15 protein-coding genes are annotated in these 18,678 nt (G+C 41.0%); 8 read left to right on the top strand and 7 right to left on the bottom strand.

Features of this window, described 5'->3' with window-relative positions:
- Position 1: 1 nt before the first annotated feature.
- Positions 2-1,777, bottom strand: coding sequence for an Ig-like domain repeat protein (locus V7S75_RS02585; protein WP_459511126.1), 1,776 nt, complete (start codon positions 1,775-1,777; stop codon positions 2-4).
- A 35-nt stretch (positions 1,778-1,812) separates the two neighbouring features.
- The gene (locus V7S75_RS02580) at positions 1,813-4,620 is read right to left on the bottom strand and encodes a TonB-dependent receptor (protein WP_459511125.1); all 2,808 of its coding nucleotides are present in this window, start codon (positions 4,618-4,620) and stop codon (positions 1,813-1,815) included.
- 338 nt (positions 4,621-4,958) lie between these two features.
- On the opposite strand from V7S75_RS02580, the gene V7S75_RS02575 reads away from it, so the two are divergent.
- Positions 4,959-5,312, top strand: coding sequence for a hypothetical protein (locus tag V7S75_RS02575; protein WP_377977427.1), 354 nt, complete (start codon positions 4,959-4,961; stop codon positions 5,310-5,312).
- Between the two features lie 133 nt (positions 5,313-5,445).
- The gene (locus V7S75_RS02570; protein ID WP_459511124.1) at positions 5,446-7,722 is read left to right on the top strand and encodes an ATP-dependent helicase; all 2,277 of its coding nucleotides are present in this window, start codon (positions 5,446-5,448) and stop codon (positions 7,720-7,722) included.
- Here V7S75_RS02570 and V7S75_RS02565 read toward each other — a convergent pair.
- The 5 genes from V7S75_RS02565 to mutY form a co-directional block, all read right to left on the bottom strand.
- Positions 7,712-8,653: a hypothetical protein gene (locus V7S75_RS02565; protein WP_459511123.1), complete on the bottom strand. Its 942-nt coding sequence runs from the start codon at positions 8,651-8,653 to the stop codon at positions 7,712-7,714. The two genes, V7S75_RS02570 and V7S75_RS02565, sit on opposite strands and share 11 nt — an antisense overlap.
- Positions 8,650-9,525, bottom strand: a complete 876-nt coding sequence (locus V7S75_RS02560; protein ID WP_459511122.1) for a hypothetical protein — start codon at positions 9,523-9,525, stop codon at positions 8,650-8,652. Before V7S75_RS02560 ends, V7S75_RS02565 begins: the two co-directional genes overlap by 4 nt.
- Positions 9,526-9,586: 61 nt before the next feature.
- The gene (gene gldE / locus V7S75_RS02555) at positions 9,587-10,939 is read right to left on the bottom strand and encodes a gliding motility-associated protein GldE (protein WP_459511121.1); all 1,353 of its coding nucleotides are present in this window, start codon (positions 10,937-10,939) and stop codon (positions 9,587-9,589) included.
- A 79-nt stretch (positions 10,940-11,018) separates the two neighbouring features.
- Positions 11,019-11,474, bottom strand: a complete 456-nt coding sequence (locus tag V7S75_RS02550) for a single-stranded DNA-binding protein (protein WP_459511120.1) — start codon at positions 11,472-11,474, stop codon at positions 11,019-11,021.
- 49 nt (positions 11,475-11,523) lie between these two features.
- A complete protein-coding gene (gene mutY, locus V7S75_RS02545) occupies positions 11,524-12,597 on the bottom strand; it encodes an A/G-specific adenine glycosylase (protein ID WP_459511119.1) in 1,074 nt (357 codons plus the stop codon).
- 151 nt (positions 12,598-12,748) lie between these two features.
- Here mutY and V7S75_RS02540 point away from each other — a divergent pair, with 151 nt between their 5' ends.
- The 6 genes from V7S75_RS02540 to V7S75_RS02515 all read left to right on the top strand — a co-directional run bounded on the left by V7S75_RS02540 (position 12,749) and on the right by V7S75_RS02515 (position 18,677).
- Entirely contained in the window at positions 12,749-13,045 is a 297-nt protein-coding gene (locus tag V7S75_RS02540) for an HU family DNA-binding protein (protein ID WP_315574277.1), read from the top strand.
- Between the two features lie 31 nt (positions 13,046-13,076).
- Complete coding sequence (locus tag V7S75_RS02535; RefSeq protein WP_459511118.1) at positions 13,077-13,919, top strand: tetratricopeptide repeat protein; 843 nt, start codon at positions 13,077-13,079, stop codon at positions 13,917-13,919.
- A gap of 331 nt (positions 13,920-14,250) precedes the next feature.
- The gene (locus tag V7S75_RS02530; RefSeq protein ID WP_459511117.1) at positions 14,251-15,807 is read left to right on the top strand and encodes an Rne/Rng family ribonuclease; all 1,557 of its coding nucleotides are present in this window, start codon (positions 14,251-14,253) and stop codon (positions 15,805-15,807) included.
- A 16-nt stretch (positions 15,808-15,823) separates the two neighbouring features.
- Entirely contained in the window at positions 15,824-17,011 is a 1,188-nt protein-coding gene (locus V7S75_RS02525) for a tetratricopeptide repeat protein (protein WP_459511116.1), read from the top strand.
- 41 nt (positions 17,012-17,052) lie between these two features.
- Entirely contained in the window at positions 17,053-17,679 is a 627-nt protein-coding gene (gene rsmG, locus V7S75_RS02520; protein ID WP_459511115.1) for a 16S rRNA (guanine(527)-N(7))-methyltransferase RsmG, read from the top strand.
- An 11-nt stretch (positions 17,680-17,690) separates the two neighbouring features.
- On the top strand, positions 17,691-18,677 hold the full coding sequence (locus V7S75_RS02515) for a glycosyltransferase family 2 protein (protein ID WP_459511114.1): 987 nt from the start codon (positions 17,691-17,693) through the stop codon (positions 18,675-18,677).
- Position 18,678: the final 1 nt, after the last annotated feature.

Here is an 18,678-nt window from a genome sequence, read left to right as displayed (position 1 = left end):
ATTACTTCACGTAAACAATTGATTGTGGAGCAAATTCAGACCAACCAGCTGTCCAGTCAGTTGATTTAAATGCACCTACATAATCTGTTGCCTCAAAGAAAGCTGGCAAATCAGATTTCAATTTTGGACCGATCAATGACTCTGAGGTTCCGGTTGTCAACACGAATGTTGGGCGACCTGCAGACCATAAAGTAGATGATAAGCCCATGTTGGCGTTAGAACCTAAGATTTTATTTCCTGTCAATGACTTGAACCAATCTTCTGGAGATTTATCACCAATTAAGATAGCAGCACCATTTGTACCTGAAGCCATGTTTTCAAAACCTGGAACCGCAACACCCATTGGCTTCACGTTTACAGACCATCCTAAACCGAAACCACCTGGGCCCCATCCTTCAACACCAGCAAGAACAACGTTTTGCAAATCGATATCACCATTCGCAGCGTTAACTTTCGCTGAACCTTTTTGGCTATCAATGTAAACACCGTAAGGATATCCCGTGATAACGGTGTTATAGATTTTTTGCTTGTTGTTACGACGTAACTGTGCTCCGTTTTGGAACAATGGGTCAATTGCAATGTTTGTCGCACCTTTCGCTCCGATGATTGACATGTTAGCAAAGATTGCAGAAGTAAATGGTGTGTTTGCAGAACCATTTGCATCATTATCGCACTCAAAACCATTTGAACCTGATTGATCCGCAATCGCAGCACCACGAATTCCTACACCAAATTGTACATATCCTGAGAAACCATTATCTGTATCGAAATCATCATCCAATCCTTTGTAAGCGATTAAGTGCTTCGCGTTAACTGTTCCACCAAACCACTCAAATGAATCATCCAAACCGAAAGAAGCTTGAACATAATCAATTGTAGTTGCTGAACCTACTGAACCTAAAGTCAATGAGTTAACCTCTTGGTTCGGGTTGATTGGAATACCTGCATACTCTAAACGTACATACTTCAATGAACCTGAATTATCAGCCGGATCTGTTCCACCATGGAATGCACCGTAACCACCTTCTAGTTGACGGTTAGTTGCATCATTTGGCAAGTTATTAGGAGCTTGTCCACAAATAACTAAACCACCCCAGTCTCCTGCCTCACGCTCACCTGGAGCACGCTCAGATGTAAATACGATAGGAGCTGAAGCTGTACCGTTTGCAATGATTTGAGATCCACGTTGAACAATTAACGCACCTTTTGAAGCACGCTCTCCGATGATCACAGTACCTGGTTGGATTGTCAATACCCCTTTCTTGGTAATTACTCCGAAAGCATCTTCTTGACCAACACGCACAAAGCCTACCAATTTGTAGATTTTGTCAGCTGTCCAAGTTACGTTTCCTTCTAAATTACCTTTAACCTCAACTATCGCTTTAGGAGGTACTGCAGTAACGTTTACAGAAACTCCTGAGATTGTAGAAACTTGACCTTTCAAGTCAGTTGCTTGAATTGAGAACGTAACAACTGTTCCAGCTGCACCTTCAACTACGTAATCCTTCGAATACTCAGCTGTTTTTTCACCTGCTGAATAAGTCTTAGAATCAAATGCAATACCATTTTTCAATACTGTGATTGATTTTAATCCAGCTGGAGCACTGATTGTTGCCTTAACTGTAACCGTTGCACCCGTTACACCCGATAATGTCCCTGCCGAAGTTACGGTAGGTACTGGGAAAACTTCCTCATCCTTCTGGCAAGAAGAGAAAACCAAAGATACCACTGTTAATACAGCGAGTAACTTGAATAATTTGTTTGTTACTTGTTTCATTGTTTTATTAATTGTTTGTGTTTAAGCTATTTAAATTAAAATCCGAATGGGCTATAAATAACCCCTAATGAGAATACGCGACCTGGGCTGAATGACTGAATGGTTTGATCGGTATTCGCATCAAAACGACCATCTTGATTACCATCCTGTAATACAATGTTCTTATTGTTCAAAATGTCAGAAACGCCACCCTTGATTTGTATTTTCTCAGATAATTTCTTCGAGAACGTTAAGTCGACAATGTTACGCGGCATCTCATACCAATCTGGATAATTGTATCCATAGTTATTTCCTACTGCATAAATACGTTTACCGATGACGTTATAAGACAAGTTCACTTGTAGACCTTTTTTCGTGTCATTGTAATTATATGCCGCATTCATGATGTAAGGACTTTGACCTTGCAATGGACGATTGTCCGACTGGTTTGCGCCAGAATTTGCTCCTAAGGACACCTTGCTGATGATATAGGCACCATTAAATACAACGCTTGACTTTCCTAAGAAACTATTCGGATTTTCCGAGTTCAAATTCTTACGAATTTCAGCTTCCAAACCAGCACTGTAAGCACTTGCCGCATTTGCAAAGTTCAACTCAGGATTCGATCCGGATGCAAAAACCACCTCGATTGGATTGGTGAATTGCTTGTAGAAAGCTGCAATGCTGTAAACCTCCGATGGCGTAGGATATTGCTCATAACGGAAATCAAAGTTTTGAATCGACGCATTTTTCAATTGTGGATTACCCGAGATATTGCGGTTATTCACAAAATCGTAGAAGGCGAATGGAGCAACTTCTCTAAATTCAGGACGGTTGATCGTCTGGCCATACGCTAGACGTAATAAACTTTTTGAGCTGAAATTGTAGGTCAAATTGAACGATGGCAACACATTCAATACCGTATTATTGTAATTGATTGGCGTCTTACCCGTCATGTCAAACGAGTTCAATTTTTGACTGTTGTTCTCAGCACGAACACCTGCAATCAAATTAAACTTCGAACCAATCGCGTAGCCTCCTTGTACATAAGCAGCTAGCAATTCATTCGTCGCCGTGTAAGAATCACTTGGGTTTGTTTGCTCATCAATTTTGACACCATTCGTTGAGTTGATATTTCCCTCAGAGAAAATCTGATCAATGGGTAATGAACCAATATTAAATAACGAACTGTTGGCACGAACATAACCTAAGTTACGTGCATCAAATTGACGTTTTTTAGACTCCGCAAATACGCCTGATTTGAATTCCAGTTCTTTCCCTTCTGCTAACGTAAACTTGTGTGATAAATTAACACCACCTGTAAAAGAGCTTTCAGTCAAGATAATATTTGTCCGACCTAAATTAAATGTTTGTGCAGCTCCCGTAGGCACATATAAAACTTTGTTTGATCCGTCGATGATGTAACGGAAACGCTTGTAATCCGGTTGGTCACGGTAAGAATAATTGTAACCAAGAACCCAATCCAACTTTGTGTTTCCATCATTAAAATCATGCTTGCCCGACAATTGGCCCGTATAAATACCGCGGTAAATCTGATCAAAGGATTGAATATTCCAATTGGCTCCATTGTCAATTCCGATACGCTCTACAAATTGTGAATTGCTTAACTGGTTATACAAATTCTTAATTTCAATCGTATGGTGATCATTTAAGCGAAATGCCCAGTTATGTAATACCCCTACGCGAATCGCAGAAGAAAATTGCTGATCATTAAAATTGAAAATGTAGTCCGGCTTACCAGTCGATTGAATAGCAGAGTATCCAAAATCGTTACGCAACATGTTGTATGTTGTCTTGGTACTTGAATAGTTAAGCGCAGTAATATTACCTACACGTACATTTCCTAGGTTGAACTTCAAACCGCTCGACAATGAAAAACGCATATCGGGATTTGCTGTTGACTTATCTGCAACCCAGTTGTTTTTTAAGGAACGACCTACCTGCGCAAGAGCCTCGCCAGATGCTGGGAACTGAAACTTCGTCGCAGGAAAGCTTTTAGGTAAATCAAAATACCCACTGTTAAAGCCTGTCCAGTAATTGGAACCATGTTGGGGTGAATTAAAAGCCTGCCCCGTCGTTCCATCACGAAATGAATTGCTGTAATCAATTGTCAAAAAGTTATTTTCAGGAATTGACTTCGTGAAAATTTTCACCACACCACCGGCAAATTCGCCAGGCAATTCTGCAGCGGGTGATTTAAATACCAAAATACGGTCAATTTGACCCGCAGGAATAATATCAAATGAGAACGAACGCATGTCCGTTTCCATCGATGGCGCAAACGTGTTATTCAATTGAACTGTATTATAACGCTCATTCAAACCACGAATATTGATAAATCGATCTCCGAAAATCGTCACACCCGGCACACGCTTTACAACTTCAGCGGCAGTACGATCTAAGGTTTTAGTGATTTGCGCAGCAGAAATTCCACTAACAACTAATTGTGCGGCTTTAATTTCCGAAATAACCGAAACTTCTGTGTTGGTCAATTTCTGGGCCACCACTTTTACTTCAGCTAATGTTGCTGATTCCTCCGCTAACGACAAGTTCAATTCCGTCACTTGGTTTGATTCGACTTTTACTCCTTCATAGATTTTCGATTCATAACCAACGAATGAAACTTTTAAAGAATAAGAACCTGCTGGCAATTTGCCAAAAGAGAAAAAACCATTGATATCTGTTGCGGCTCCTTTATTAATCCCTTGAACGAGAATAGTCGCACCGATAATGTCTTCTTTTGATTTTGAATCTTTGATTGTACCCCGAATAGTTCCTCCTTCTTGTGCAAATGCGGCAACTGTAGATACGAGTAATAGAATAAATACGTAAATGGATTTCATGCGAATTTTAATACTGGTGAATTTTACGATGCAAAACTAGCCTGAAATACTAGCAGCCTTATTACGAGTCAATTAACGATGCTTTACCAAATCGTTAAAACAATAACACATTCCATAACAATTCCGTAATACAATGATTTATGCTGTACTTTTCCGACAATTTTCCAACAATCCTAAACTGTTTATTGTATTATTTTGTGAATTATAATTTTTTTAAGAAGAACTTTCTTGAAAAAATGAAATTTTACACGGATTTAATTTGGAGCTAAATGAGAAAGCCTAGTTTTGGGTCAACAAACGGAAATAATTCCGCCTAAGTATTTTTAAATCAAACGCTTATGAAAAAGCAAATCAAAAACGCATTGGCTATTGCCTTATTTGCAATCAGCATGTCCATGACTTCCAACGCAATGGCAACGGAAGTAAGCTTACCAGTTAGCATTAACCAAGTAGGAAAAATGAAATTCCTAGTAAGCGCAGAACCGAATTCGAAACTTGTTGTCATCATTTATGATGCAGACCAAAATATCATCCACCAAGAAGCCATCGCAAGCAAAAAGCTTTACAACTTCGCGAACCTTTTAGATGGGAAGTATAAAATGGAAATCATGAATGCCAACAAACAAATCATTCAATCCAAAACATTTAACATCCTAACGGAAGTAAAACGCGATTTAGTCGCTGTCCAATAGGTTCCATCAACATTGAAAGATTAAGGGTAAAAGGGCGCGGATTTTCTGCGCCTTTTTTTATCAATTTACGCAACGAATTACCCGGCAAAATTTCCTATTTTTGCTCCCCCTAATTCAAATAAAATCAAACCCTATGGATTACCTGGCAGGTCTCAATGAGCCCCAACGAAAAGCAGTCGAACACATCGATGGTCCCTTAATGATCATTGCCGGTGCCGGCTCGGGAAAAACCCGCGTACTGACCTACCGAACAGCCCATTTAATCGACAAGGGCGTTGATCCATTTAGCATTTTGCTATTGACCTTTACAAACAAAGCCGCTGGCGAAATGCGCCATCGGATCGAAACGGTCATCGGCTCCCAAGCCAAAAACATTTGGATGGGAACTTTCCACTCCGTTTTTGCCAAAATCCTACGTTTTGAAGGGGAACGCCTAGGATACACCTCCAATTTTTCCATCTACGATACAGACGATGCCAAATCACTCATCCGTACACTGATCAAAGAGCAAAATTTGGATGATAAAGTCTATAAAGTCAATCTCGTGTTGAACCGCATCTCCAATGCAAAGAACAGATTGATTGGCCCAGAACAATACTTAAATAGCCCCGTTTTAGAACAAGAAGATCGCTATGCCAAAATCCCCATGATGGGACAACTGTACAAATTATATTGTACACGCTGCTTTCAGGCAAATGCCATGGATTTTGATGATCTCCTTTTTCAAACCAATATCCTTTTCCGCGACCACTTAGACGTGTTGCATAAATACCAACACAAATTCAAACATGTGATGGTGGATGAGTTTCAAGATACCAACGTATCCCAATACCTCATCACGAAAAAACTGTCGGCCGTTCACCGCAACATCTGCGTAGTGGGTGACGATGCCCAAAGTATCTATGCCTTTCGTGGAGCCGATATTCAAAATATCTTGAACTTCGAGCGCGATTACGCGGATTTGACAACCATCAAACTCGAAGAGAATTACCGATCTACGAAAGCGATTGTGGCCGTGGCCAATTCGGTCATTGCACGCAATAAGAACCAACTCAAAAAAGACGTCTTTACGTCCAATGAAGATGGAGATCAAATTGAAATCATCCGAGCTGGAAGTGATAATGAAGAAGGCCGGATTATTGCATCAAGCATTTTTGAAACCTGCCAGAAAGAGGGTTTACATTTCTCCGACTTTGCCATTTTATATCGGACAAATGCACAATCTCGTTCATTTGAGGAATCCTTACGCCGATTAAACATCAAGTACAGGATTATCGGAGGGCTTTCTTTCTACCAACGTAAAGAAATCAAAGATGTTCTAGGCTATTTGCGATTTGTTGTAAACCAACAAGACGAAGAGGCATTCAAACGCATCATTAATCTACCTAAGCGTGGAATCGGTGACACAACAATTGCCAAAATATCCCTAACAGCAAATGAACAAAATTCGACGGTTTGGGATATCGTTGCGAATATCAATCAATTTCAAGGGGTACGTGGAACAGCACCGATTGAACAATTTGCCGACTTGATCAAGTCTTACAAATTGATGGTCGAGGTAGAACAAAAGGACGCCTACGAGGTCGCAAGTCACGTAGCCAAAACCTCAGGTCTCGTACGGGAACTCTACGAAGACAAAACAGTCGAAGGCTTGGCACGCTATCAAAACGTGCAAGAATTACTGAATGCGATCAAGCAATTCGTGGATTCAGAAGAGAATGAAGATAAATCCTTAGCGACCTTCTTGCAATCCGTTTCCTTATTAACGAATGCGGACACAACCGAAGATCCAAACGACAAGGATAAAGTTACCTTGATGACGGTCCACTCGGCCAAAGGCTTAGAGTTTAAACACGTGTTCCTCGTAGGACTTGAGGAAGATTTATTCCCAAGTCAAATGATGTTGCAAAGTCAAGCGGACTTGGAGGAAGAGCGTCGTTTGTTCTATGTAGCGATTACCCGTGCAGAGAAAAAATTGATGATTTCTTATGCGGAATCCCGCTACCAATTCGGCCGCTTAAAAAGTTGCGAACCGAGTCGCTTTATCGACGAATTAGATAGCACCTACCTGAAAATGGCCAAAACGCCAGGGAAAAAGGATACATCTAATTTCCGTCCCGTTCAAAAAACGGGATTTGTTGAGAAATCTACGAGTGCGAGTGCCGCTCAATTGATTCAAAAGCCGAAGCAAAATACCAATTACCAACACGTTCCCTCGGCAAATTTTGTACAGTCGGACCCCATGAGTTTAGCCGCAGGCCAGCGCGTGGAGCATCAAAAATTTGGCTTTGGGACGATTCAGAAATTAGAGGTGAATGGAGCAGAACGCAAGGCACAAATCTTATTTGAGCAAGGTGTGGGTGAAAAGACTTTGCTATTGAGTTTCGCGAAATTGATGATTATCGCTTAGCCGTAAAATATAAATGGGCAGGGCTGGAAAGGCTGGCAATTTCCGAAATGGTTGCATAGCCTTGATTTTTCCCATCAAAAGCTAGAGCCTCCCCTTGCGGTTCGAGGATACTTGGAACGATGCGTGGTTTTCTGCGAAGGGCGTCAGCAATGCTTTCGTGTTTTTGCTTTTTCCAATAGTAAATTTCCAAATAGTTACGAACGATGATTTCTTCATTCGAAGAAGCTACATTCCCGTCGGTAATAAAATACAATTGTTTCAATAGACTTACATTTGACGTAGGAACAGAAAAATTCAATTCATACATAAATTGAGCTTTCTGCACACCTTTAGATGCAAATGCTACTGCTGGCAAACGATAAAGCCGCTTTCGGTCTTCGCGCTTCGAGATAAAATAAAGATCCCCGCTAATCTGATCGATGAGCATGCATTCCATATCACGAGAACCGTCGGGCAACGTGAATTCCAACGATTGCGTATGTTTGATGACACGGCGCAAGGGATCGGTTAGCTTCAGCGAAGGCTCTAGGAAACGGTGCACTTGGTAAGTAGGATTTTGCGCTATATTATCGCCAATGTCAGCGACATATAAATAGGTTTGTCCAGTTCGATTTTGCCAGCGCCCCATCGCTTCCCAATCGCGATTATGTAATCCAAGTAAGCTATATTCCGCTTTACCTTGGCCAGTCTCGCTCACTAAAAACATCCGATTCAAATCCTTCGAATCATTGATTACCCAAAAATTTCCAGGATTTCGAAGCGAAGCGACCATGCCGGAAGCTTCATCAATTTCTATGTTGGCGAGTATACCTACATCCTTCGTGTTTGAAAAACGCGTTTTGGTTTGTTCTGAATCTCCGATATAAAAAGACTGGCATGCCCAAACGAGCAAACCCATCATGAATACCTGAATACGACTCCGATTTCTCACTTTTTCTTGTAATAATATAAGTGAGTTGGCGTCAAATCAGGGGATTCAGAAATTGTATAATAACCGGTACCATTGAGTGAAAAGGCAACTCCCTCTCCTTGCGGCTCCATTTGATATGGCACAGCTTTGGCAGGACGAAGCAAAGCTTCTGGGATACTTTCACCCGTTTTGCGTTTCCAATAATAGATTCCAATGTAATTACGAATCAAAATTTCGGTATTATCGGGTGAGACACTTCCTCCTGTTAAATAATAAGCTTGTTGGATTTTTAAATCGCTAGAAAATGGAGTCGAGAAGGTTAAATCTTGAATGTATTCAGCAGTTACTGTCGTACCATTCAAAACTTTAGCAGCAGGGATTTTATATAAACGCTTACTGTTTTCACGCTTACTGATGACAAAAATATCTTTCGATTTTTGGTCAATCAACAAGGTCTCCATGTCATGAAATCCATCTGGCAAATGAAATGTCAATTTATTTATGTCCGTCAAAACGGTGTAGGGATTCGTTGTTATGGCTAAATCCTTAAACCAATAAATGGCATAATTAGGATTGTCTTGAAAATTATCCCCGAAATCAGCAACATAAACCGTAGCGGATCCGTCTGATTCATTTACCACAGCCAAATCTTCCCAATCGCGTTGCACGGCGCCACTCAGTTTATATTCTTTTTTCCCTTTTCCTAAGGAATCAATCAAGTATAACATGGGCCCTTGTACATCCGAATCGTTCGTAACCCAAAAATAGCCCGGGTTTTTTCTGCTTGCAGCGATTCCAGAAGCTTCCATGATACTTGGATTATCAAGTGTGCCACGATCAACGGCATTTTCAAAGGATGACTCGCCTTGTGTTGGATCCGTAGGCTCAGGCATCAGTTTAACACATGAGGATAAGCTAAAGCCTACAACTAAAAAGTATAGGTATATTCTATTTTTATGCATCTTGTTCTAAAACGGGAACTTCATTCTTTTTATTGCTCACTTTCACTTTTTTGACACGTCGAGCATCCACCGATTGAATCTTAAATTCAAAATCTTCCCAAACCATTTCTTCTCCGGAATTCGGAATACGGCCAAATAATTCGATCATTAGGCCTCCCAGCGTTTCACTCTCGCCTTTGGCCTTTTCAAAATAAACAACATCCAAATCAAATACCCGACAAAAATCATTCAAGGATGTCTTTGCCTCAAATAAATAATTTTGTTCGTCAAGGCGCTTGTAATCCGCGGTTTCATCATCAAACTCATCGTTGATTTCTCCCACAATTTCCTCAATAATATCTTCCATCGTCACAAGGCCCTCTGTTTCCCCATATTCATTGACCACAACCGCCATGTGAACACGTTTTTCCTGAAAATCGTAGAGTAAATCGTCAATTTTCTTGTTTTCCGGAACGAAAAAAGGCTGATGCAACAAGGAAATCCAATCGAACTTCTCGTCTTCTTCTACATGGACCAATAAATCTTTGATGTACAAAATCCCTTCAATTTTATCGATAGTTTCTTTAAAAACAGGAACACGCGAATATCCGTTTTTATTGATCTTATCCATTAATTCATGGAAATCCATTTCCGTATCAAAAGCCACAATATCACGGCGAGCCTTCATGACTGATTTCACGGATGTATTCCCAAAATTCAAAATGCCACGCAAAATATCCTTTTCTTGTTCTGTGGTATTTTCGTCTGTTGTAATCTCCAAAGCATGGTTCAATTCATGCGCCGTCAAAGTATAGGATTTCTTTTCGATTCGCTTTTCGATCAAATTTGAAATAGCCAATAAGGATTTTGACAAAGGCGTGAAAATCAAGGTAAAAAATTTAATTAACGAAGCTGAGAACGTCGCAAATCGAATATTATTTTGTTGCGCCCACACTTTGGGAATCAGTTCGCCGAAAAAGGTGATGATGAAGGTTACGCCAAACAATAAAAATAAGGTAACTAATAAAGTGCCCACGGACTGCGGCCCTAATATCATTTCTGTCAGGTAGTTAGCCAGCGTAATGAAGATGATGTTGACAAAGTTGATGGATATCAACAAGGTAGCTAATAGCTGCTGCGGCTTATCCAAAAGAAGGCTCACAGCCTTTTCTGCCGGATTATCACTTTCGCGAAGTGCTGCGCGCTGCTCCGCATTTAAGGAAAAGAAAGCAACTTCAGAACCCGCTAAAAGGGCAGAAAGAAATAGTAAGGCAATCAAAATAAGCCCAATGAAAAACACCGAACTTAAGGGGAGATTGGGATCAATGAAACTAAGTAAATGACTCGGAAAGGGGTCAGCCTCCATAATTTAATGTGCACAGTACGCACAAATTTAAGAAAAAGGGAATAGAGTCGTCCTATTATTCCCTCTTCTTATTAAAAATTTAAAATGGCAAATCGTCGCCATCTTCCTGCATCACAGCGGGAAATGGGTTCACGTTTGCTGCAGGGGCATTTAAATTCACAGCTTCCGGCTTAGGACGTTCAGGAGCATCCGCACCCTTTTCATTACGCCCACCAATCAAATTCATGTTTGTCGCACGAATCCGGTAACCCCGCACCGTTGCTCCCGTTTTATCTTGCCATTCTTCGGAACGAATTTTCCCTTCGATATAAACTTGATTTCCTTTTCGCAAATATTGTTCGGCAATGTTTGCCAAGTTATCCCATAATTCCACGCGATGCCATTCTGTTTGCTCGACACGCTGGCCATCTTTGCCCGTATACGATTCGGAAGTCGCGATATTGATATTCGCCACTTTCACCCCATTGGGTAATGCACGCACTTCAGGATCTCCGCCTAAATTGCCTAATAAAATCACTTTGTTTACGCCTGCCATAATAGTATTGTTTAAAGGTTAGGTAATTGAACAGCCAAATGTACGTGTTCTAGCCTTCCAATATTTCCTTCAATGCAATATTATCAGTAATCAGATTTAATAACAAGACAGGTTTGCCTAATTGCTCAAATTCGGATGACAAAATCCACTGATAATCGACAGGTATTTTGAAGCTGAATTCCGCAGGCAATTGCAGCAAATATGCTGCTGAAATGATTTTCTGGTGACTTAATATATGGATAGCGGGGGCCTGCAATGCGACAGCATGTGCCATGAGCGGTGACAAAAATGGATGCAAATCTATTGCCTCTTTCAGGGAAGTTGATTCAACACAATAGAACTCCCACAATCCTTGCCAGATATCCTTGTCTTGACGTTGATGTACTAAAACCTTTCCCGCTTGCTCAATAATAAAATAATGAAAGTGACGGATGCGCTGAGGTTTTGCTTTGGATTTTACAGGTAATTGACTGACCCGATTTTCACGAAAAGCCACGCATGAAGTCTGCAAAGGGCAAGTGTCACAAGAGGGACTCGGGCTACATTGCAATGAGCCAAATTCCATAATCGCCTGATTAAAGCGAGCTGGATCAGATGACGGAATTAATTCTTGGGCTAATGCCGTAAATTCCTTGCGCGCAGATGAATGCAGAATATCCGTTTCGATTCCGAAATAGCGCGCCAGAATGCGATAGACATTCCCATCCACAACCGGACTAGCTTCTCCAAAAGCAAAGGAGGCAATGGCCGCAGCGGTATATGGACCTACACCAGGTAAATGAATTAATTCGGCATAATTATCTGGGAATTTTCCACCTAACGTATCAACCACAAATTTGGCTGTTTTGTGCAAATTTCGGGCCCGACTGTAATAGCCTAAACCTTGCCACAAGCGGAATAAGGACGTTTCGTCAGCTGCAGCTAAATCATATACCTTAGGAAAAGCTTCCGTTAATTTATAAAAGTAGGGCAAACCCTGCGCAATGCGGGTTTGCTGAAGAATAATCTCCGACAACCAAATTACATAGGGATCATTCGTTCTTCGCCAAGGCAAATCACGGGCATGACCTTTATACCAGGTAATCAATGTTTCAGCAAAGGGGTGTTGAGCAGCTTTCTTCATGAAAGCATCAAAGATAGTGGGCTCTCCAAAAGCAAAAAAATAAATATCACTTTTTCATTTGCCCCTTTTAAAGAAAAACCTTACTTTTGTGTCCCTTTTGAAAGCAAGGGGGAATGAAATAGAATCAACGAATAAATAAAGACTCATTACCGTGACTAAGGCAGATGTAATTGCTGAGATTTCCAGCAAAACAGGGATTGATAAAAAAGATGTATCTGAAACGTTAGAAAACTTCTTTGAAGTAGTAAAGGATAACTTAGCGAAACAAGAAAATATTTATGTTCGTGGATTCGGAAGTTTTATCAACAAGAAAAGAGCGAAGAAAATCGCGCGTAATATTTCGAAAAACACGTCAATTACGATTGATGAGCACTATGTGCCGAGCTTCAAGCCAGCAAAAGTGTTTATAGAACAAGTTAAAACAAGCACTGACCCTGCGAAAGCTTAATTCATTTGAAATAAGTTTATAGGTCAATAAAATGAATAAAACGCTTGCGATCATTTTATGTGTTGGCCTTGGCTTAACAGCCCTCATTTTCCAATTACCCAAGGGGAATGTGAGTAATAAAACAGAAAACTCCGTGGCAGGAGGGGCAAACCGAGATGCTGCAGCCAAAGAAACTGCGCAAACGGAGTCTGAAACAAGCCATGCGACTCCCTTAACACCTGAGCAGCAAAAACAAATTGCCGGTTTAAAAGTAAATCTGCAAAATGCCAAAACAGAAGCCCAGCAAGTATCCGCTTTGGAGAAATTGGCAACGGCTTTTATTGGCGCTGATAAATACGATAGCGCTGCATATTACGCAGCGGATTACGCGAATAAACATGCGTCTTTGACCCATATTTTACGCGCAGGTCAATTGTTTTTTGAGGCACAAACCTACGCAATCAACGCTAAAAAGGGTCAAATCCTTGGCGAGAAAGCGCGTAATTACTTTGAAAAAGCGTTATCGCTCGATCCGAATAACCTAATGGTTAAAACGAATATGGCGATGACTTATGTAGATACACCTACACCGATGAAAGGCATTAGTCTTTTGAGGGAAGTGATTGAACAGGAGCCGACTTTCGTGCCGGCGATATTCAATTTAGGTATATTAGCCATTAAATCGAATCAGTTTGGCAAAGGCCAAGAACGATTCACCCAGATATTGAAGCTGGAACCGAACAACTACAAAGCCGCCTTAAACCTCGGATTTTGTTTGGCCCAGTTAGATAAAAAAGAAGAGGCTAAAAAGATTCTGAAGCGCGTTCTGAACGAAAGTAAAGATGCTGAAGAGAAAAAAGCCGCAAACGAATTGCTTGCAGAAATGCAGCATTAAATACTGTAGAGATGCGATTTACGTGTCTTCACAACAATAGAAAGCTGAAAGTCAGCTTGGTAAATTATTAATAAATAAACGCTCAAAGCTATGCCTTGCGGAAAGAAAAGAAAACGTCACAAGATTTCAACTCACAAAAGAAAAAAACGTCTTCGTAAGAATCGTCACAAGAAGAAATAATATAAGGTTTACAGTTTCATTTTGGAATTGTTAGCAAAACCCAAGAACAGGCATTTTATCTAACAATAAATAGCCTGTTTTTGGCGTTTAATTTCCTGTATATTTTATATTCGGGTTTAGGCCCCAATAAAACTTTCTTCTTGTCAACATTGTGAGTAATGAATTAATCATTAATTCTACACCCAAGGGTGATAGAATAGCCCTTTTGCAAGACAAAAGGATCGTAGAATACCACATTGAACAATCGGAACCACAATTCTCTGTAGGAGATATTTACTTAGGTACGATTAAAAAATTGGTTTCTGGATTAAACGCCGCATTTATTGATATTGGTTATGAAAAAGATGCATTCTTGCATTACCATGACCTAGGTCCTAATTTACATACACTTCAAAAATTCACCCGGGATGTCTTAACCAAAAAAGGGAAGACAATTAAACTGGAGAACTACAAACTGGAGTCGGAAATTGACAAATTAGGCAAAATCGATAAAGTACTGACTCGAGGACAATTAGCCTTAGTGCAAGTTGTCAAAGAGCCTATCTCAACGAAGGGCCCTCGCCTTTCTTGCGATATTTCCATTGCTGGACGCTTTTTAGTATTGGTTCCGTTCTCAAACGGAGTTAATATTTCAAAGAAAATTACGTCAAAAGCAGAACGCAATCGCCTTCAAAAATTAATGACGTCGATCAAACCGAAGAACTACGGGGTGATTGTTCGTACCGTTGCTGAAGGAAAAGCCGTGGAAGAAATGGAGCGTGACTTGAAAGAGTCAATCGCGAAATGGGAAGAAGGCATCAAAAAATTAGTTGATGCGAAACCCACAGAACGAATCATCGGGGAAATGAGTCGGGCGACATCCATGTTGCGTGATTTATTAAACAATGATTTCGACAATGTTATTGTTGATAGCCAAGACCTTTATAACGAAGCGAAAGACTATGTGCATAACGTCGCTCCAGAGAAAGAGAAAATTGTAAAACTACACACGGGCAAAACAAAGTTGTTCGAACAAGTAGGCATCGAAAAGCAATTAAAAATGCTTTTTGGCCGCTCGGTATCTTTACCCGGTGGTGGCTATTTGATCGTGGAGCATACGGAAGCTTTGCACGTGATTGATGTCAATTCAGGCAATAAATCGAATTCGGAGGAAGATCAAGAAGCGACAGCTTTGAGTGTCAACCGCGAAGCAGCGAAAGAAATTGCACGCCAATTACGTTTACGTGATATGGGCGGAATCATTGTGATCGACTTCATCGATATGAAGAAGGCGGAAAATCGCAAATTGATTCAAGATATCATGCGCGATGAGATGCGTGGCGACCGTTCAAAATACACCATACTTCCATTAACGAAGTTTGGCTTGATGCAGATTACGCGCCAACGTGTACGTCCGGAGATGAACGTATCTACGCACGAAACATGTCCAAGTTGTGGGGGTACAGGAACGATTACGGCGAGTATCGCAGTTTCGGAGATTGTAGCCCAGCATGTAGAGCATTTGGTATTGAAGCAAAATGAAAAGAAATTGACATTATTGGTTCATCCATTCTTGCACGCATATTTCACGAAGGGATTCCCATCCATTCGTATGAATTGGTTTTTTAAATACAAAACCTGGATTTCCATCATGGAAGACTCCTCGTTTGGCATTACAGAATTTAAATTCTTAAACCAAAACGGAGATGCAATTGAAATCTCATCTTAGGATACTATTCTTATTTGTGTTAACACTACCATTGGCCTTTCAAGCGGAAGGCCAATGGTGGAAGTTGACCGAAGATGCTGAAAAAGAGCGCTCCAAAGGCATGCTCCTGCTCACCTCTGAAGTACAGATTGAAGCCACCACGGCCATCAATCAAATGTACAATTTCCACTTTCCCGAGGCGGAACGCGAATTCAATTACCTGAAAGTTAAATACCCGAACCATCCCTTGCCCGACTTCCTTTTGGGCCTCATGCAATGGTGGAAAATTGTCCCGAATACAGGCAATGAGGTATATGACGACCGCTTGATTGAGTACATGGATAGTAGCATCGACAAAGCGGAGAAAATTTGGGATGAAACGGAAAACCCAGAAGCGGCATTCTTTATGGCGGCGGCTTATGGATTTAAAGGCCGATTACATGCAGAACGCAAGAATTGGACGCGAGCAACATTGGCCGCGAAAAACGCCTTAAAATACCTCGAATACTCCCGTAATTTTGCGGATTTCAGTCCGGAGTTGATGTTTGGCGATGGCTTGTACAATTACTATTACCACTTCATCAAACAGAATTTTCCGCTTTTAAGACCTGTACTTTGGTTATTCCCCAAAGCAAACAAAATGCAAGGGGTGGCCCAACTCGAAAAAGTTAGCTACCAGGCATTTTATACGCGTACGGAGGCGCGTTATTTTCTCTTGCAGATTTATGCGATGGAAAACATGAGCGATAAATCCTATGACCTAGCAAAATACACACACGAGAACTATCCCGATAATCCTTTCTTCCATCGATACCATGCCCGTGCGGCATTTATCGTGGGCCGGATGGATGAAGCCATGGAGCAATCGAAAGAAATTTTGAATCGAATAGCTCAACATCAAGTGGGATATGAAGCTGTTTCCGGTCGGTATGCGAGTTATATTTTGGGCTATTACCAATTGTATGTTTACAAAAACAGACCGGAAGCCAAGCAATATTTCCAGCAATGCATGGATTTCAGCAAGCAAACAGATTCCTTTGAATCGGGTTATTACTGGGCCTCAGTGCTTGGTTTAGCGCGTATTTCGTTTCAAGAAAACGACTATGATCAGACCGTAGATTATTGCAAAGAAGTCTTGGATAAGGCTGAAAAGAAATCAGCCCAACACATCGAGGCCAAAAAATTATTAGCGGAAGCTAAGAAGGCACGTCGAAAAAGGAAATAAGGAGCTACCGAGGAAATTCGTACCTTTGTTATTACATGGAAATGAACGCAGCATTAATCAAAAAATACTTTCCGGAAATAACGGAACAGCAAGAAAAACAATTCGACCAACTTTTACCGCTGTATAAGGAGTGGAACGAAAAAATCAATGTGGTTTCACGCAAGGACATTGAGAATTTGATGCTGCATCATGTATTGCATTCCTTAGCAATCGCTAAATTTCTCCCTTTTCGACCTGGAACAGAAGTATTAGATGTAGGGACTGGAGGTGGTTTTCCGGGCATTCCATTGGCCATCTTATTTCCAGAGACTCAATTTTTACTTGTTGACAGCATTGGTAAGAAAATCAAAGTGGTAGAAGGCGTTGCAGATGCATTGGGATTAAGCAATGTTCAAGCCAGCCACATGCGGGCAGAGGATGTCGATCAGGATTTTGAGTTTATCGTAAGTAGAGCCGTGACACGCCTCACCCCTTTCTATTATTGGGTAAAAAATAAAATCAGCCCGAATCATTTTCATACACAACGGAATGGTTTGCTATTGTTAAAAGGGGGCGAATTAACGGAAGAGATTGCTGAATTAGGAAAAAAGGTGAAGGTAACTGACCTGACAACCTATTTCAAAGAAGATTTTTTTGATACCAAAAAACTGGTTTACGTTCCGATGTAATTTAGGAGTCTATGCAGAAAATATCCGTCGCATTGTGCACATTTAATGGTGCGGAGTTCCTATCGAAACAATTGGAATCCATCAAACAACAAAGCATGCCCATCCATGAATTGGTCGTGTGCGATGATGGTTCGTCGGATGAAACATTAGCCATTCTCGAACGGTTCAGTAAACAAGTTACCTTCTCGGTTCAAGTTCACAGCAATCCCCAAAACCTAGGAAGCAGCAAGAATTTTGAGAAATGCATGGCTTTATGCCAGGGCGATTTGATATTTCTATGTGATCAAGATGATGTGTGGATGCCTGAAAAAGTGGAACGAATTGTGGAGTATCTCACAGCTCATCCAGAAAAAGAAGCCGTATTTTCAAACGCGACGATGATTGATCAAGCCGGTTTTCCGACCGGAAAGACCTCTTTTGAACAGATTGAATTTACGCCGGAAGTCCAGGGCCTTTGGAATGCAGGAGGTTCCTTCCGCATACTCTTAAAAGGTTATGTGGTAACCGGTGCAGCTTTAGCCGTTAAAAAACGTGCCTTAGCCAAAATCGGCGCCGTACCGAATATTACCAAAGAACTCATACACGATGGCTGGATTGCACTCAATTTAAGCATGGCAAACCAAATTGGCTTTATCAACACTTGCTTAATTCAATACCGCGAACATTCTAACCAACAAGTAGGCTTCAAAAGTAAACCGGCGCGCGTTTCCCTATTGCAGCGATTTACGAGGTCACGAGAAGAGAAACTTTGTACGCTTCGTAAAAAAGCGGATATTGCACATGCGCTCTTAAAACACTTTGAGGCAGAAAATAATGTAAATGATGAAATCACCCTTGCATTAATTCGCCGTGAAGCATTTTACCGCATGCGTGCTAACCTTCCGGCCAATCGACTTTTTCGTTTCCTACCCGTATTCAAGCATGCACTGAAGGGCGCTTATCAGTTGGAAGAAGGAGGCAAATGGTGGAGACCTTTACTCGGAGACCTATTTGAATAAA

Source organism: Aquirufa sp. TARAVU-A1A, from assembly GCF_054558675.1.
This window is presented reverse-complemented; position numbering and strand designations above follow the sequence as displayed.

Coding starts and splice junctions, on each gene's coding strand:
- V7S75_RS02580 (WP_459511125.1), bottom strand. CDS start 4,620: ATGAAATCCATTTACGTATTTATTCTATTACTCGTATCTACAGTTGCC.
- V7S75_RS02550 (WP_459511120.1), bottom strand. CDS start 11,474: ATGGCAGGCGTAAACAAAGTGATTTTATTAGGCAATTTAGGCGGAGAT.
- rsmG (WP_459511115.1), top strand. CDS start 17,053: ATGAACGCAGCATTAATCAAAAAATACTTTCCGGAAATAACGGAACAG.
- V7S75_RS02535 (WP_459511118.1), top strand. CDS start 13,077: ATGAATAAAACGCTTGCGATCATTTTATGTGTTGGCCTTGGCTTAACA.
- V7S75_RS02575 (WP_377977427.1), top strand. CDS start 4,959: ATGAAAAAGCAAATCAAAAACGCATTGGCTATTGCCTTATTTGCAATC.
- V7S75_RS02585 (WP_459511126.1), bottom strand. CDS start 1,777: ATGAAACAAGTAACAAACAAATTATTCAAGTTACTCGCTGTATTAACA.
- V7S75_RS02515 (WP_459511114.1), top strand. CDS start 17,691: ATGCAGAAAATATCCGTCGCATTGTGCACATTTAATGGTGCGGAGTTC.
- mutY (WP_459511119.1), bottom strand. CDS start 12,597: ATGAAGAAAGCTGCTCAACACCCCTTTGCTGAAACATTGATTACCTGG.
- gldE (WP_459511121.1), bottom strand. CDS start 10,939: ATGGAGGCTGACCCCTTTCCGAGTCATTTACTTAGTTTCATTGATCCC.
- V7S75_RS02570 (WP_459511124.1), top strand. CDS start 5,446: ATGGATTACCTGGCAGGTCTCAATGAGCCCCAACGAAAAGCAGTCGAA.
- V7S75_RS02560 (WP_459511122.1), bottom strand. CDS start 9,525: ATGCCTGAGCCTACGGATCCAACACAAGGCGAGTCATCCTTTGAAAAT.